15 protein-coding genes are annotated in these 15,218 nt (G+C 51.2%); 8 read left to right on the top strand and 7 right to left on the bottom strand.

Annotated elements, in window-relative coordinates; all coding sequences use genetic code 11:
- Positions 1-28 precede the first annotated feature (28 nt).
- From rfaC to rfaD, 3 genes are read right to left on the bottom strand one after another with little or no spacing between them, the layout of a single operon-like run.
- On the bottom strand, positions 29-988 hold the full coding sequence (gene rfaC / locus QNN86_RS10375; RefSeq protein ID WP_414211048.1) for a lipopolysaccharide heptosyltransferase RfaC: 960 nt from the start codon (positions 986-988) through the stop codon (positions 29-31).
- 3 nt (positions 989-991) lie between these two features.
- Complete coding sequence (rfaF, locus tag QNN86_RS10370; protein WP_414211047.1) at positions 992-2,038, bottom strand: ADP-heptose--LPS heptosyltransferase RfaF; 1,047 nt, start codon at positions 2,036-2,038, stop codon at positions 992-994.
- 2 nt (positions 2,039-2,040) lie between these two features.
- Positions 2,041-2,973 (bottom strand): ADP-glyceromanno-heptose 6-epimerase, encoded by a 933-nt coding sequence (rfaD, locus tag QNN86_RS10365; RefSeq protein ID WP_096759088.1) that lies wholly within the window; start codon positions 2,971-2,973, stop codon positions 2,041-2,043.
- 315 nt (positions 2,974-3,288) lie between these two features.
- On the opposite strand from rfaD, the gene QNN86_RS10360 reads away from it, so the two are divergent.
- The 3 genes from QNN86_RS10360 to tdh all read left to right on the top strand — a co-directional run bounded on the left by QNN86_RS10360 (position 3,289) and on the right by tdh (position 6,837).
- The gene (locus QNN86_RS10360) at positions 3,289-4,440 is read left to right on the top strand and encodes a glycosyltransferase (RefSeq protein ID WP_279277515.1); all 1,152 of its coding nucleotides are present in this window, start codon (positions 3,289-3,291) and stop codon (positions 4,438-4,440) included.
- 165 nt (positions 4,441-4,605) lie between these two features.
- Entirely contained in the window at positions 4,606-5,802 is a 1,197-nt protein-coding gene (kbl, locus tag QNN86_RS10355; RefSeq protein ID WP_096759089.1) for a glycine C-acetyltransferase, read from the top strand.
- A 9-nt stretch (positions 5,803-5,811) separates the two neighbouring features.
- Positions 5,812-6,837, top strand: a complete 1,026-nt coding sequence (gene tdh, locus QNN86_RS10350; RefSeq protein WP_181618289.1) for an L-threonine 3-dehydrogenase — start codon at positions 5,812-5,814, stop codon at positions 6,835-6,837.
- 61 nt (positions 6,838-6,898) lie between these two features.
- Here the strand turns inward: tdh and rfaY are convergent, their stop codons facing one another.
- Complete coding sequence (rfaY, locus tag QNN86_RS10345; RefSeq protein ID WP_181490827.1) at positions 6,899-7,585, bottom strand: lipopolysaccharide core heptose(II) kinase RfaY; 687 nt, start codon at positions 7,583-7,585, stop codon at positions 6,899-6,901.
- A 246-nt stretch (positions 7,586-7,831) separates the two neighbouring features.
- Here rfaY and QNN86_RS10340 point away from each other — a divergent pair, with 246 nt between their 5' ends.
- Positions 7,832-8,866 (top strand): glycosyltransferase, encoded by a 1,035-nt coding sequence (locus tag QNN86_RS10340; RefSeq protein ID WP_414211046.1) that lies wholly within the window; start codon positions 7,832-7,834, stop codon positions 8,864-8,866.
- Between the two features lie 3 nt (positions 8,867-8,869).
- On the opposite strand, the gene QNN86_RS10335 is transcribed toward QNN86_RS10340, so the two are convergent.
- From QNN86_RS10335 to gpmM, 3 genes are read right to left on the bottom strand one after another with little or no spacing between them, the layout of a single operon-like run.
- Positions 8,870-9,844 carry a divergent polysaccharide deacetylase family protein gene (locus tag QNN86_RS10335; protein WP_414211045.1) on the bottom strand — a complete coding sequence of 325 codons (975 nt, stop codon included), beginning with the start codon at positions 9,842-9,844 and terminating at the stop codon, positions 8,870-8,872.
- Positions 9,845-9,847: 3 nt separating this feature from the next.
- Complete coding sequence (envC, locus tag QNN86_RS10330) at positions 9,848-11,107, bottom strand: murein hydrolase activator EnvC (protein WP_414211090.1); 1,260 nt, start codon at positions 11,105-11,107, stop codon at positions 9,848-9,850.
- A 33-nt stretch (positions 11,108-11,140) separates the two neighbouring features.
- Positions 11,141-12,685 (bottom strand): 2,3-bisphosphoglycerate-independent phosphoglycerate mutase, encoded by a 1,545-nt coding sequence (gene gpmM, locus QNN86_RS10325; RefSeq protein ID WP_414211044.1) that lies wholly within the window; start codon positions 12,683-12,685, stop codon positions 11,141-11,143.
- Between the two features lie 248 nt (positions 12,686-12,933).
- Between gpmM and QNN86_RS10320 the strand changes: the two genes are divergently transcribed.
- The 4 genes from QNN86_RS10320 to gpsA are packed head-to-tail and all read left to right on the top strand — an operon-like array spanning position 12,934 to position 15,179.
- Positions 12,934-13,365, top strand: a complete 432-nt coding sequence (locus QNN86_RS10320; protein WP_096759096.1) for a rhodanese-like domain-containing protein — start codon at positions 12,934-12,936, stop codon at positions 13,363-13,365.
- A gap of 28 nt (positions 13,366-13,393) precedes the next feature.
- Complete coding sequence (grxC, locus tag QNN86_RS10315; RefSeq protein WP_003024152.1) at positions 13,394-13,645, top strand: glutaredoxin 3; 252 nt, start codon at positions 13,394-13,396, stop codon at positions 13,643-13,645.
- A gap of 47 nt (positions 13,646-13,692) precedes the next feature.
- Positions 13,693-14,160: a protein-export chaperone SecB gene (gene secB / locus QNN86_RS10310; RefSeq protein ID WP_096759097.1), complete on the top strand. Its 468-nt coding sequence runs from the start codon at positions 13,693-13,695 to the stop codon at positions 14,158-14,160.
- Positions 14,160-15,179, top strand: a complete 1,020-nt coding sequence (gene gpsA, locus QNN86_RS10305) for an NAD(P)H-dependent glycerol-3-phosphate dehydrogenase (RefSeq protein WP_117342542.1) — start codon at positions 14,160-14,162, stop codon at positions 15,177-15,179. Before secB ends, gpsA begins: the two co-directional genes overlap by 1 nt.
- Positions 15,180-15,218 lie beyond the last annotated feature (39 nt).

Below are 15,218 nucleotides of genomic sequence, written 5' to 3'. Positions count from 1 at the left end.
CGTATCTGCTATGCGTAATCGAGAAAAATTACAGTAGCGCTATATGAGCATAAACCTGATCTGGTTTGAGCATAGAAAGTTTTTTTTCTGGTGCACGGCATGTCACTTGATTCTTCCCATAGCCACCAATCAGACCTGGGTCCGTTGGACCATATAGCGTAACGTTCGGTCGATCCAGTGCGGCGGTTAAATGGCTTAATCCGGTATCAACTGACACGACAAATTTAGCGCCAGCTAATTGCCCGGCCACTTCCACCAGGCTCATACGTGGTAAAACCTCTACGTAATTAAATCCTTCTGCAAGTCTCTTCGCCCGCGCTTCTTCATGAGGTGCCCCCCAGGGCAGCTTAATACGTATTCCGGCATTATTTAACAGGCCTATCAGCGCCCGCCAGTTGGCTTCTGGCCAGTGTTTATCGTCACGGGTTGTTGCATGCAAAAATACCGCATACTGGCCTGCATCAGTATTAAGATCGTGCAAGAAATGCTGCGCGATCGCATAATCGCCCTGCGACTGCGGTTTAGTATACCCCAGACTTTTCGCAAACAGTTCCCGCGTACGTTCAACGGCATGCTGCTGCCTGGCAATATGATGCTTACGGTTATAAAACAGGCTTGCCAGCGGTTCTCGGGCCGTGCTCCAGTCCATGCCGTGCTTGACGCCGCGCCCCAGACGCGTCACCAGCGCGGCACTTTTAACCAAACCTTGGGCATCGATTATCGCGTCATACTGCTGTAAACGCACCGCATCGCGAAACGCTTTACGCTCGGCTTTAATCGGTGCTGAGAACCAGGCTTTACGCCAGCGGCGAATCGCCACGGGGATCACGCGGTTAACGGCTGAATGCCAGGACGGGATTTGCGCGAACCCTTCTTCAACTACCCAGTCAAACTGAATACCGGGAATTGCCCGCTGCGCATCGGTTAGCGCAGGCAACGTATGCAGTACATCGCCCATCGACGATGTTTTAACGATCAGCACCCGCATCCGTCAGGCTTCCTCTTGTAACAACAGGTCGTTCAGTTCTTCCAGAACGCGCTGAGGAGTGATGTCAATCAGGCTCTGATGATACCCTTGCGCCGCATCGCCCTTACGCACTTTGTGATAGCCCGTTATCAGGCGAATCACGCGTGCTTTATGGGAAAGAGGCGGAGTAAAGTCCGGACTGCTGGGGCCGTACAGGGCGACCAGCGGACGGTTCAGCGCGGCGGCTACGTGCATTAATCCTGAGTCATTGGTGACTACCGCTTTACAGGCGGCGAGAAGAATAACGGCCTGCTCGAGCTGCGTTTCGCCAGCCAGATTACGACACCATGCCTGCTGTTCCGTGCTGAGCGTCGCCAGAATTTCATTACCGGCTTCATGATCTTTGGCTGAGCCAAAAAGTACGATCTGATGACCTTCGTCGATCAGCTGCTTTGCCAGTTCCGCATAGTGATAATGCGGCCAGCGTTTGGCCGGGCCAAATTCTGCCCCAGGACAAAAACCGATGATTGGGCGTTCAGCAGAAAGAGAGAACTGACTGCAGGTCAGTGATTTTTCACCTTCACTGACCTGCAGTTGTGGCCATAACAACGGCTGCGGTAAATCTTTCGCGGAAAGCATTACGCCTTTATCGTAAGCCAGCGCCACGTAGCGTTCGACCATCAGCGGCCAGGCTTCTTTATCCAGCACGCGTGCATCATTGAGCAGGCCGTAGCGCATCTCACCGCGCCAGCCGGTACGATGAGGAATGCCCGCAAAGAACGGCACCAGCGCTGACTTAAATGAGTTCGGCAGCACGAAGGCACGATCGTAGCGTTTGTCACGCAGGCTGTGACCAAGTTTACGCCGTTCACCGATCTCCAGCGCGCCGTGTCCTAGCGGCATGGCGATCGCGTCGTTGACTTCAGGCATGCGCGACAGCAGCGGACGACACCATGCCGGTGCCATCACGTCGATTATCGCCTGGGGATAGCGCGCCTTGAGCGTGCGATAGAGACTTTGCGACATCATCATGTCGCCAACCCAGGACGGGCCTATCACCAAAATTTTCATACTTACGCGTCGCGGTTCAGCCAGGCCATATATTCCGTTACGCCTTCGGCCACGGTCTTAAACGGTTTGTCGTAGCCTGCTGCGCGCAGGTTAGTTAGATCCGCCTGAGTAAACGCCTGGTAGCGGCCTTTCAGTTTTTCCGGGAACGGAATGTACTCAATGCTGCCTTTTTTATGGTACGCCAGCGTAGCATCCGCCACGGCCTGGAATGATTCCGCGCGACCGGTACCGAGGTTAAAGATACCGGATACGCCGTTTTCCAGGAACCACAGGTTAACGGCGGCAACATCGCCAACATAGACGAAATCACGTTTGAAGTTTTCGCTACCTTCAAACAGTTTTGGCGTTTCGCCATTGTTGAGTTGGGTATTGAGATGGAAAGCCACGCTTGCCATGCTGCCTTTGTGGCCTTCACGCGGTCCGTAGACGTTGAAATAGCGGAAGCCGACAATCTGCGAATCCGCTTCTGGCAGGATCTGACGAACATACTCGTCGAACAGGAACTTTGAGTAGCCGTAAACGTTCAGCGGTTTCTCATATTCACGGGATTCGATGAAGTCAGAAGTGCGTCCGCCGTAAGTGGCTGCAGAAGAGGCGTACAGGAACGGAATTTCGCGTTCCAGGCAGTAGTGCAGCAGCTCTTTGGAGTATTGATAGTTATTGTCCATCATATACTTGCCATCCCACTCGGTGGTGGAAGAGCATGCGCCTTCGTGGAAAATTGCTTCGATATCGCCGAATTCTTCACCGGCCATAATCTGGATCAGGAAGTCTTCCTTATCCATGTAGTCAGCAATATTCAGATCCACCAGGTTAACAAACTTGGTGCCGTCTTTCAGGTTGTCCACCACCAGGATATCAGTGATGCCTTTATCATTCAGTGATTTAACGATGTTGCTGCCGATAAAGCCCGCGCCGCCGGTAACGATGATCATAAATGTAACCTTCGAATTATGGAGTCAGAGACAATCTCAGACACGAATACTTCTATCATATCACTACATGGCCCTGGCTTCAGCAGTACGTCGCTTTATGCGGTGGTTAGTCATACGCAAAAACTATTTTTGAATTGCTTTCAATTACGATGAAGAGGGTTAAGAGGGCGGGCATGTGTAACGTGGTGTATGATTCTCGCCAGAAAATGGGTGTTCTGGTGTGCAGTACTTCCTTTTTTGGAATCATCAAAGAACAGTGGGTAAGACAGAACGCGGTGTTTGGACTGGCGATAGTCGTTGGAATGAAAATTACATATGCAGCTTAAAAAGATAATCATTACCGGTTATGAAATCAGTGGGCTTGGTGGTACAGAGACAGTTTGCCTTAACCTGGTGAAGTTGTTACGTATGCAAAATCCTGATATTGATGTCTCTTTTGTTTTCTTTAAGAAAAATAATAACAGTCAGGTTAATGATGACTGGCTAACGGGGCAGCGCTATTGTCGTCTTTCTTCTAACGTAAAAATAACCAAGTTAAGGCGTCTATGTTTTGCCTATGCCTTACGGAAAATTATTATTCGGGAAGAACCCGATGTGATTATCTCACTGGATACGCTTTCATGTTATATCAGTAATATTGCCAGAAAATACACAGGGAAACGGGTTGAGATATTTTCGTGGTTTCATTTTTCTATATTTGATTTTTATAAAAAAAATTATAAAAAGAAAATTAAGTACATTAATAAAGCAGACTTTTATCTTTCAATTAGCTCAGGGATAACTCAGCAACTCATTGATATGGGAATAGATAGAAACTCTATTGCAACGATTTTCAATCCTGTTGCGCGATGCCCGGTATGTATCCCAACGCCCAAGGGAAATACCCGATTTGTCTATTTGGGTAGGGTTGTCGCTGATGGGCAAAAAAATATCCGTGGGATTTTCAATGGATTGGCTAAATTAAAGGGCGAGTGGTCATTAGATATTATTGGCACCGGGCCGGATGTTGATACCTTGACGGCATTAGCGGAAACGCTTGGTATTAGTAAAAATATCCACTGGCATGGTTGGCAGAAATCACCCTGGGAATATATTCAGAATACGCTAAAAAATATTACGTGTCTGCTGCTAACTTCTCATTTTGAAGGTTTTGGCATGGTTTTGGCCGAAGCCAGCGCCCACGGTGTCTATGCCATTAGTTCTAATTGTGAGACAGGTCCTGCAGATATTATCAAGGAAGGGATAAATGGTAATTTATACTCGCCGGATAATCCTGAGCAGTTTGTGTCGCTACTGCAGGAAATCGTCGATGGGAAGGTGTTGCCCGCAGGGACGCAGATTCAGCATGCCATTGAGGATTTTTACGAAGACAATTATATCCTTAAAGTTAATGAGGCTTTTGCATTGGCGGGATTGACCATAACGGCATCATCGTTTTCTCAGAGAAATGATGACACTGGGGCATAAGTTGGGTACCAACGTGCTGCGGCGTATAGACTTTACCTTTCCTGAAGGGTTATGTGGGTACGCGTGATTTATGCTGCATTTTAAACAAGTAATGATGCGTCATCTCGTATCAATGTATAGCTTTGGGTAATATGTGCTGAAATTTGCCCAGTCTGGAGAATTGCAATGCGTGGGAATTTTTACAAGCAGTTAACGAACGACCTGGAAACCGCACGTGCGGAAGGGCTGTTTAAAGAAGAACGCATTATTACGTCTGCGCAGCAGGCGGATATCACGGTGGCTGATGGAAGCCACGTGATTAACTTTTGTGCGAACAACTATCTGGGACTGGCTAACCACCCGGAACTGATTGCAGCGGCAAAAGCGGGTATGGATTCTCACGGGTTTGGCATGGCTTCGGTGCGCTTTATCTGCGGCACCCAGGACAGCCACAAGCAGCTGGAGCAAAAACTGGCGGCGTTCCTCGGTATGGAAGATGCCATTCTTTATTCTTCCTGCTTTGATGCCAACGGCGGCCTGTTCGAAACGCTGCTGGGCGCAGAAGATGCGATTATCTCCGATGCCTTGAACCACGCCTCTATCATCGACGGCGTTCGTCTGTGTAAAGCGAAGCGTTTCCGTTACGCCAATAACGATATGCAGGAACTGGAAGCGCGCCTGAAAGAAGCGCGTGAAGCTGGGGCACGTCACGTGCTGATAGCTACCGACGGCGTGTTCTCGATGGACGGCGTGATTGCCAACCTGAAAGGCGTCTGCGACCTGGCGGATAAGTACGATGCACTGGTGATGGTTGATGATTCCCACGCGGTGGGTTTTGTCGGCGAAAACGGCCGCGGTTCCCATGAATACTGCGAAGTGATGGGGCGTGTCGACATCATTACCGGTACGCTGGGTAAAGCACTGGGCGGCGCGTCCGGTGGTTATACCGCCGCGCGTAAAGAAGTCGTTGAGTGGCTACGTCAGCGTTCCCGTCCGTACCTGTTCTCTAACTCACTGGCTCCGGCGATTGTGGCGGCGTCCATTAAGGTGCTGGAAATGGTTGAGTCCGGCCATGACCTGCGCGATCGCCTGTGGGCAAACGCCCGTCAGTTCCGTGAGCAAATGTCCGCCGCTGGCTTTACGTTAGCCGGTGCCGATCACGCGATTATTCCGGTGATGTTGGGTGATGCAGTCGTTGCACAGCAGTTCTCCCGTGAACTGCAAAAAGAAGGCATTTACGTTACCGGCTTCTTCTATCCGGTGGTTCCGAAAGGCCAGGCGCGTATCCGTACCCAGATGTCTGCGGCGCATACCCCTGAGCAGATTACGCGTGCTGTTGACGCGTTCACACGCATTGGTAAACAACTGGGCGTTATTGCCTGAGGATGTGAAATGAAAGCGTTATCCAAACTGAAAGCGGAAGAAGGCATTTGGATGACCGACGTTCCTGAACCGGAAGTCGGTCATAACGATTTGCTGATTAAAATCCGTAAAACAGCCATCTGCGGGACTGACGTTCACATTTATAACTGGGATGAATGGTCGCAAAAAACCATCCCTGTTCCAATGGTTGTTGGGCATGAGTATGTCGGCGAAGTGGTTGGCATCGGCCAGGAAGTGAAAGGTTTTAAAATCGGCGATCGCGTGTCGGGTGAAGGCCACATTACTTGCGGACATTGTCGTAACTGCCGCGGTGGGCGTACTCATCTGTGCCGCAATACGACCGGTGTCGGTGTAAACCGTCCGGGTTGTTTTGCTGAGTATCTGGTGATCCCGGCGTTTAACGCGTTCAAGATCCCGGATAACATCTCCGATGATTTAGCCTCAATCTTCGATCCGTTCGGTAATGCGGTACACACGGCACTGTCGTTCGATCTGGTCGGAGAAGATGTGCTGGTTTCCGGTGCGGGCCCTATCGGGATTATGGCGGCAGCCGTCGCCAGGCACGTTGGTGCACGCCACGTTGTCATTACGGATGTGAATGAGTATCGCCTTGAGCTGGCACGTAAAATGGGTATTACTCGCGCGGTAAACGTAGCGAAAGAGAACCTGACTGACGTCATGGCCGAGCTGGGTATGACCGAAGGGTTTGATGTGGGTCTGGAGATGTCCGGTGCACCGCCAGCGTTCCGTGCCATGCTGGACACCATGAACCACGGCGGTCGCATTGCCATGCTGGGTATTCCGCCGTCAGATATGTCCGTCGACTGGACGAAGGTTATCTTTAAAGGGCTGTTTATTAAAGGTATCTACGGTCGCGAAATGTTTGAAACCTGGTACAAAATGGCTGCACTGATCCAGTCTGGTCTGGATTTGTCGCCAATCATCACCCATCGGTTCTCCATCGATGAATTCCAGCAGGGCTTTGACGCGATGCGTTCAGGTCAGTCAGGGAAAGTGATCCTGAGCTGGGATTGAATGCATTTTTAGTATTAATATCGGCCAGATGCTTATAGTCTGGCCGTATAAACAGTACGGATTATTTCCCGCGAATCTTTCTGGATAAAGACCTTATTTTTTCTTTAAGCAGTATAAGGTTATAAATCAACCCTCTGCCCTTAATATGAATATTATACTTTCGTTGTAATGCTAGAATGTCATTGGCCTGGCAAACTTTCATATTGCCTTTGCAAGACAGGTCAATGATTCTTAATTCGCCATTTGGTGTGCGAATAAAATTCCCCGGATGAATATCATTGGACGCTAACCCGGCCTTGTGAAGGCGAAGTACGCATTGCTTTACTTCATCGGCATTCTTCGGGTTAATTTCCGTTAAGGGAATGCCTTCAATGTATTCATGAATGGTATAAACATCATAGCACTGACGAAAACGTGTTTTCTCAGCGACATAATAGAGGTCTGCTGTACAGGTACGATCTTCCGGTGTAAGTTCATCCAGTATTCTGATGAGCCAGGAATAGAAGGGCCCGGAGATAAAATTTTGCAATTTTTTTTCAAATCGTGGATCAATTTCACGGTCGTTTTTGATGATGAATTTTTGTGAGTTGTATTCAACCAATTCCACACTACGTAAGACATTGCCGCTGCTAAGCGGTTTACCACTGATTTTTTTATTAATATATAAATCCATCAGAGACTTAAGGTCTTTGCTAGCCGCCTTGTAATAGACCGTATAACCTTTCTCTTGTGTCTTACTGATGGTCATCGCCTTCCTCAATATCAGTGTGCATAGTGCATTAATTCATAGGGATATAGTATACAGGTTGCGCCCCCCAAGATGTAGGCCGATCTGGCCCATCTTCGCCTGCTGAGAGCAGGAATAACGTGACATCTTCCGCTTTCCACCACGATTGAAGCTTAGAACGTTGGCATAAATTCGTTTCAACCTTAATAATTCCTTAATGAAACTGTAGTAAAAATAGCGGATGTTTTGCGAAACCTGGGTTAGCCAATGAAAAACCGCACAAGTATGTTGAGTGTTATTATTCCGTTGTATAACGTGGGTGATAGTTTTCGGGATTGCATGGAATCTTTGCTCGCACAGACATGGACTGCGCTAGAGATCATCATTGTGAATGATGGTTCAACGGATAACTCTGTTGATATTGCACAACATTATGCGGATAACTATTCCCACGTGCGGTTGTTGCATCAGGCTAATGTAGGGGCATCTGTAGCGCGTAACCGTGGCCTGGAAGCGGCCAAAGGGGATTATGTTGCATTTGTCGATGCCGATGACCTGGTTTATCCCAATATGTACGAAACCCTGATGACCATGGCAATTCAGGATGACCTGGATTTAGCCCAGTGTAATTCCGACTGGTGCATTCTCGAAACGGGACACACCTGGCAATCAATACCGACGGATCGTCTTCGGTCTACGGGGGTGTTGACCGGCCCTGACTGGTTACGTATGGCGTTGGCTTCACGCCGCTGGACACATGTGGTGTGGATGGGAATTTATCGCCGCGATGTTATTGAGAGAAATAAAATAACATTTATTCCGGGGTTACATCACCAGGATATTGTCTGGACGACGGAGTTTATGTTTAACGCTGTACGCGTGCGATATACCGAACAATCTTTATATAAATACTTCTTACATGATCAATCAATCAGCCGTCTTAAACGACAAGGTTTAAAAAATCTCAACTACCAGCGACACTATATTAAAATTACGCGATTATTGGATAGGTTGAATCGTAAATATGCCGATCGGATTACGATTTATCCGGAGTTTCATCAGCAAATTACCTATGAAGCATTACGCGTATGCCATGCGGTCCGTAAAGAACAAGATGTTCATATCCGTCAGCGTATGATTGCAGAGATTTTTGTCTCGGGTATGTATAAGCGCATGATAACTAACGTACGCAGTGCCAAAGTGTTATATCAGGTGCTACTATGGTCATCCCGTCTCTGGCAATGGCGTGACAAAACATCGTCGCCTCATCGAATTGCCCGTAAAGCACTTAATCTACGCTAGCATTCATTGTCTTGGGTGAGGATGTTTCTCCCCAGCCCAGCCCAGCCCAGCCCAGCCCTGCCACTGCAGGCGCATATACTGTACCAGCGTGCTTTGGGCGATGCTCTCACCGAGCACGCTAAAGAATCGGCTGGCGTAAACGGGTTCTAACGGTTGCTTCGGTTTGCACAGTTTCACTCCGCGGAAAGGATTACGCGGCGCATCAGGCGTGCCGTTTTTCGGTGGCGTCAGATTTGGCGTAGAGGTATCTACCTGTGGTTCATTGAGCAGGCTGCTTGGGCGAACCAGCGTAATGTCGGCGGGCAGGTTATAAACCATTTGCTGCAATACGCGTACCGTCGAAGGATGAGGATGTCCAATCGCGATAGCGGAACCGTTGCGGCGCGCCAGTTCGACCGCGCGGTTAAACTGGCGGCGAATGTCCGCTTCGTTTTGCGTGTCGTCGAGGAAGACTTTGCGTTTGATGACTTTTACGCTTGTTCCTCCTGCCGCACGCATGGACTGGCTGTTACCGATGGTCATACTGTCCAGGAAATAAAGATCGTACCGTTCCAGTGCCTGCATCACTTTCTGCATGCCAAACAGGCTGGAGGTCATCGCGCTGCCCATATGGTTGTTAAGCCCGACGGCATACGGCACTTTGCTTACCGCATCGCGAATAATCCGCTCAATCTCGTCGCTGCTCATCTCCGGGCGCAGGGTATCTTTCTCAAGCGGCTGTTTGCTGAGAGGCGCCATCGGCAGATGGATTAAGACTTCATGCCCGCTGTTATGCGCTTTGGTCGCCATCTCCCGTGCATGTGGTGCATTGGGCAGAACGGCAACGGAGATCGCAGAGGGCATCGCTAGCACCTGATTCTCGTTGTGCGGACGATAACCGAAATCGTCGATCACGATGGCAAGCTTACCGGCAAAAACAGAGGGAGCGAATGCCAGCAGGCTGGCGAGTGAGAATATTATGCGGCGAAACTGAGGCAAAACTTATCTTCCCAACCACGGCTGTGGATTGACCGCCTGACCCTGGCGACGAATTTCGAAATAGAGTGCGGGTCTGCCCTGACCGCCGCTGCTACCCACCAGGGCAATCGGCTGTCCGGCACGCACCTGCGTACCTACGCTGACCAGCGCGCTTTGGTTATAGCCGTACAGGCTCATATCGCCTTTACCGTGCTCAACCACGACCACCAGGCCATAACCCTGAAGCCAGTCGGCCAGAATAACGCGGCCGTCGGCAATGGCTTTCACTTCGGTGCCTTCAGATGCGCCAATGACCATCCCTTTCCAACGTAGCTCACCTTGCAGCTGTTCGCCATAACGATGCAGCGTTGGGCCACGGACGGGCCAGAATGCCTGACCGCGCGGCGAACCTAACCCCCCGGTACGGGACATCAAGGATTTTTCGTTTTCGGTCGGCTTGTAGGTCGACCCTTTGCGCGAGGCATCCTTTTGCTTATCGCGCACCGCCTGTGCTTCGCGGGCTTCACGTTCAGCGCGCGCTCTGGCGGCGGCCTCGGCCCGTGCAAGGCTGCTGCGCAGGCGGGATTCGTTGGCGCGCAGTTCGCTGAGCTGTTGCTGACCCTGTTGAATGGAGGACTCCAGCCCTGCGAGCGTTTTTTGGCGCTCGTTACGCGCTTGTTCCAGCTTGGCCTGTTGAGCTCGCTGCTCGTACAGCAGCGTTTGCTGCTCACTCTGCTTATCTTCCAGCTCGGCTTTCTGCGAATCGACCTCTTCGCGGGTTTGCTTCAACTGGGCGATGGTTTCCTGCCGCGCCTGGTTCAGATAGCCAAAATAGGCCTGCAGGCGCTGCCCGCGCTGACTCTCTTCGCCGCTGAGGATTAACTGAATGCCGGTGTGCTCACCCTGACGAAACGCGGCGTCCAGTTGGGCGGCCAGGCTGCGTTCCTGCGCTGCTCGCTGCTTTTCCAGCTTCGCGAGGGCGGCGTTCATTTCGGCAATTTGCGCATTCAGTTGCGCCAGTGAATTTTGCGTTTCGCGCAGCTGTCGTGCCGCAACGGCGATGGCCTGTTCCTGGGCTTTAAGCTGGGCGAGGAGGGTGGAGCGTTGCTGTTGTTGCTGGCGTACCGCGCGTTCTTTTGCCGCGATATCGGCCTGAATAGATTTGAGCTGATCGCGTTCGTCCGCGTGGGCGGAAAAGGCGCACAACAATACGCCAGCGCTAATCACGCTGGCGTATAACAAGGGCCTGACTGAAAACCTGCGCGGTTTTGTGGCCCATGTGATGGTATTAATCGCCTTTCCCCTCATGGGGAGGGATTATTCCACGATGAACAGCGGCTTACCAGTCATCTCTTGCGGGATTTCCATGCCCATCAGCGTCAGCATGGTCGGGGCGATATCGGAAAGTTTACCGCCATCGACAGCTTTGACGTTTTTACCACCGACATAAATCAGCGGAACCGGCAGGTTGGTATGTGCAGTATGTGCCTGACCGGTAGACGGATCGCGCATTTGCTCCGCGTTACCGTGGTCTGCGGTGATCAGCAATTGGCCGCCAACGGACTCAACCGCTTTGGCCACTTGCTCAACGCAGTGATCCAGCGCTTCAACCGCTTTAACCGCAGCATCCATTACCCCGGTATGACCGACCATGTCGCCGTTCGGGTAGTTACAGATGATGGTGTCGTATTTCCCGCTCTCAATCGCGGCAACCAGCTTCTCGGTCAGCTCTGCGGAGCTCATTTCTGGCTGCAGATCGTAGGTGGCTACTTTCGGCGAGTTGATCAGGATACGGTCTTCGCCTTTGAACGGCTCTTCTACGCCACCGTTGAAGAAGAAGGTCACGTGTGCATATTTTTCAGTTTCGGAAATACGCAGCTGGGTTTTGTCGTGCTTCGCCATCCACTCGCCGAGGGTATTCGCCAGAGACGTTGGTGGGTAAGCTACCGCTGTTTTGATGTCGGCCGCGTATTCGGTCAACTGCACAAAGTTGAGGTTAACCACTTTCTTACGCGCGAAGCCATCGAAGTCAGCGTTCACAAACGCGCGGGTGATTTCACGCGCACGGTCAGCACGGAAGTTCATGAAAATCAGCGTATCGCCGTCTTCCATTGCGGCATCGGCCTGGCCTGCTGCGCGGATCACGGTCGCTTTTACGAATTCGTCGTTTTCATCGCGAGCATAAGCGGCCTGCAGACCTGCTGCTGCGGTATCAGCCTGGAATTCACCCTGGGCCAGCGTCATCAGGTCATACGCTTTTTCAACGCGATCCCAACGGTTGTCGCGGTCCATTGCGTAGTAACGACCAATGATGGACGCAACGCGACCTTTGCCCAGCGCGGCAAATTTTTCTTCGAATTTTTGCAGCGACTTTTCAGCGCTGCGCGGTGGGGTGTCACGGCCATCGAGGAAGGCGTGCAGATAGATTTTTTCTGCGCCGCGTTCTGCCGCCAGCTCAACCATCGCCAGGATGTGATCTTCGTGGCTGTGTACGCCGCCCGCAGACAGCAGACCCATGATGTGTACTGCTTTGCCGCTATTTTTCGCCTGGTCGACCGCATCGGTCAGTACCGGGTTAGTGAAGAAAGTCCGTTCTTTAATTTCAACATCCAGACGGGTCAGGTCCTGATACACGATACGGCCCGCGCCCAGGTTGACGTGACCCACTTCGGAGTTACCCATCTGGCGGTCAGGCAGGCCGACTTCCAGACCAGATGCGTCAATCAGGGTATGTGGACGTTTGGCCCACAGAGCATCCATAACCGGGGTTTTAGCATTAAAAATGGCGTTATCCTGGCTGTCTTCGCGATAGCCGCAGCCATCCAGAATCACCAGTACCATAGGTTTTTTAGAAACCGACATTGCGACAACCTCACACTTAATAGATAAAAATAATTGCGTAATTTTACTACAGCTGAATCGATAAAGTAGCCCCCGAAGATCAAATAATGGGGTATAGCACGTCAGGGAGGACTCGGATTTACGTTTTTTTTTCCGTAGCGCCCCGCAAAAATGCAATCCAATGCACGCTCTGGCTGTATTTGCGCCAACGCGCAGGTATACTCTTTCCCTGGTTTTTTTAATCACTGAGTCGGGAGTTGTTACCCCCCATGCAAGAAATTATGCAATTTGTTAGTCGCCACCCTGTCTTGAGTATCGCCTGGATTGCGTTACTGGCGGCTGTATTATTTACGACCATCAAAAGCCTGACCTCGAAAGTGAAGGTGATTACCCGCGGCGAAGCCACTCGTCTTCTCAATAAAGAAGATGCGGTTATTGTGGATTTACGTCAGCGTGATGACTTCCGCAAAGGCCATATCGCCGGTTCAACTAACCTGCTGCCGAGCGAAATTAAAGCCAACAACTTCGGCGAGCTTGAAAAACACAAAGCCAAACCGGTTATTGTGGTTGACGGTTCTGGCATGCAGTGCCAGGAATCTGCAACTGCGCTGATTAAAGCGGGTTTTGAGCAGGTGTCCGTGCTGAAAGACGGCGTAGCAGGCTGGAGTGGTGAAAACCTCCCGCTGGTACGTGGCAAGTAACACCGTAAGTTAATATCGGAGATAAGTCATGGCCAACATCGAGATCTACACCAAAGCAACCTGCCCATTTTGCCATCGCGCAAAAGCGCTATTGAACAGCAAGGGCGTGAGTTTCCAGGAACTTCCGATTGACGGCGACGCCGTGAAGCGCGAAGAGATGATCAAACGCAGTGGTCGTACGACGGTTCCGCAGATTTTTATTGATGCACAGCACATTGGTGGTTGTGACGACTTGTATGCGTTGGATGCGCGTGGTGGACTGGATCCCCTGCTGCGTTAAGGCGTACGGATAGTATTTAAAGGACAACACTAAAGGGTTTTCTAAACATGTCAGAACAAAATAACACTGAAATGGCTTTCCAGATCCAACGTATTTATACCAAGGATGTGTCTTTCGAAGCGCCAAATGCACCGCATGTTTTCCAGAAAGATTGGCAGCCAGAGGTTAAACTTGATCTTGATACTGCATCTACCCAACTGGCAGATGACGTGTATGAAGTTGTGCTGCGTGTCACCGTAACGGCTTCTCTGGGTGAAGAAACGGCGTTCCTGTGCGAAGTTCAGCAGGGCGGGATTTTCTCCATCAGCGGAATTGAAGGGACTCAGATGGCGCATTGCCTGGGTGCATACTGCCCGAACATCCTGTTCCCGTATGCCCGTGAATGCATCACCAGCCTGGTATCACGCGGTACGTTCCCGCAGCTGAACCTTGCACCGGTCAACTTTGATGCGCTGTTCATGAACTATTTACAGCAGCAGACTGGCGAAGGTACTGAAGAACATCAGGATGCCTGATGAATCAAAGTAATGCTTCAATGACTGTGATTGGTGCCGGCTCGTACGGCACCGCTCTTGCCATTACCCTGGCAAGAAACGGCCACCCGGTTATCCTGTGGGGCCACGATCCCAAACATATCGCAACGCTCGAGCACGATCGCTGCAACGTTGCGTTCCTTCCTGATGTGCCTTTTCCCGATACGCTGCGCCTGGAAAGTGATTTAGCCACTGCGCTGGCCGCCAGCCGTAATATTCTGGTGGTGGTGCCGAGCCACGTCTTTGGCGAAGTGCTGCGTCAGATCAAACCGTTGATGCGCTCTGATGCGCGCCTGGTTTGGGCGACAAAAGGCCTGGAAGCGGAAACGGGACGCCTGTTACAGGATGTCGCGCGTGAAGCGTTGGGGGATGCCATTCCGCTGGCGGTGATTTCCGGTCCTACGTTTGCCAAAGAACTGGCTGCAGGCATGCCTACGGCGATTTCGCTGGCGTCAACGGATGAGACGTTTGCTGACGATCTCCAGCAACTGCTGCACTGCGGCAAAAGTTTCCGCGTTTACAGTAACCCGGACTTCATTGGTGTACAGCTTGGCGGCGCGGTGAAAAACGTGATTGCCATTGGCGCAGGGATGTCTGACGGCATCGGTTTCGGTGCTAATGCGCGTACGGCATTGATCACCCGCGGGTTGACCGAAATGTCACGCCTTGGCGCGGCGCTGGGTGCCGATCCGGCGACCTTCATGGGCATGGCGGGTCTGGGCGATCTGGTGCTGACGTGTACCGACAACCAGTCGCGTAACCGCCGTTTTGGCATGATGCTCGGTCAGGGCATGGATGTTCAGGGCGCGCAGGACAAGATTGGCCAAGTGGTTGAAGGCTATCGCAATACGAAAGAAGTTCGTGAATTGGCGCACCGTTTTGGTGTCGAAATGCCAATAACCGAGGAAATTTATCAAGTATTGTATTGCGGAAAAAATGCGCGCGAGGCAGCATTGACGTTATTAGGTCGTGCACGCAAGGACGAGCGGAGCAGCCACTAGCCGTAAGGAACCGTTTTACTATAACGACCCGACCCGCGT

Source organism: Citrobacter sp. C348, assembly GCF_047467975.1.
Classification (GTDB): domain Bacteria; phylum Pseudomonadota; class Gammaproteobacteria; order Enterobacterales; family Enterobacteriaceae; genus Citrobacter; species Citrobacter gillenii.
The sequence above is the reverse complement of the archived record's forward strand: the minus strand, read 5'-3'. Positions and strand labels throughout refer to the sequence as shown.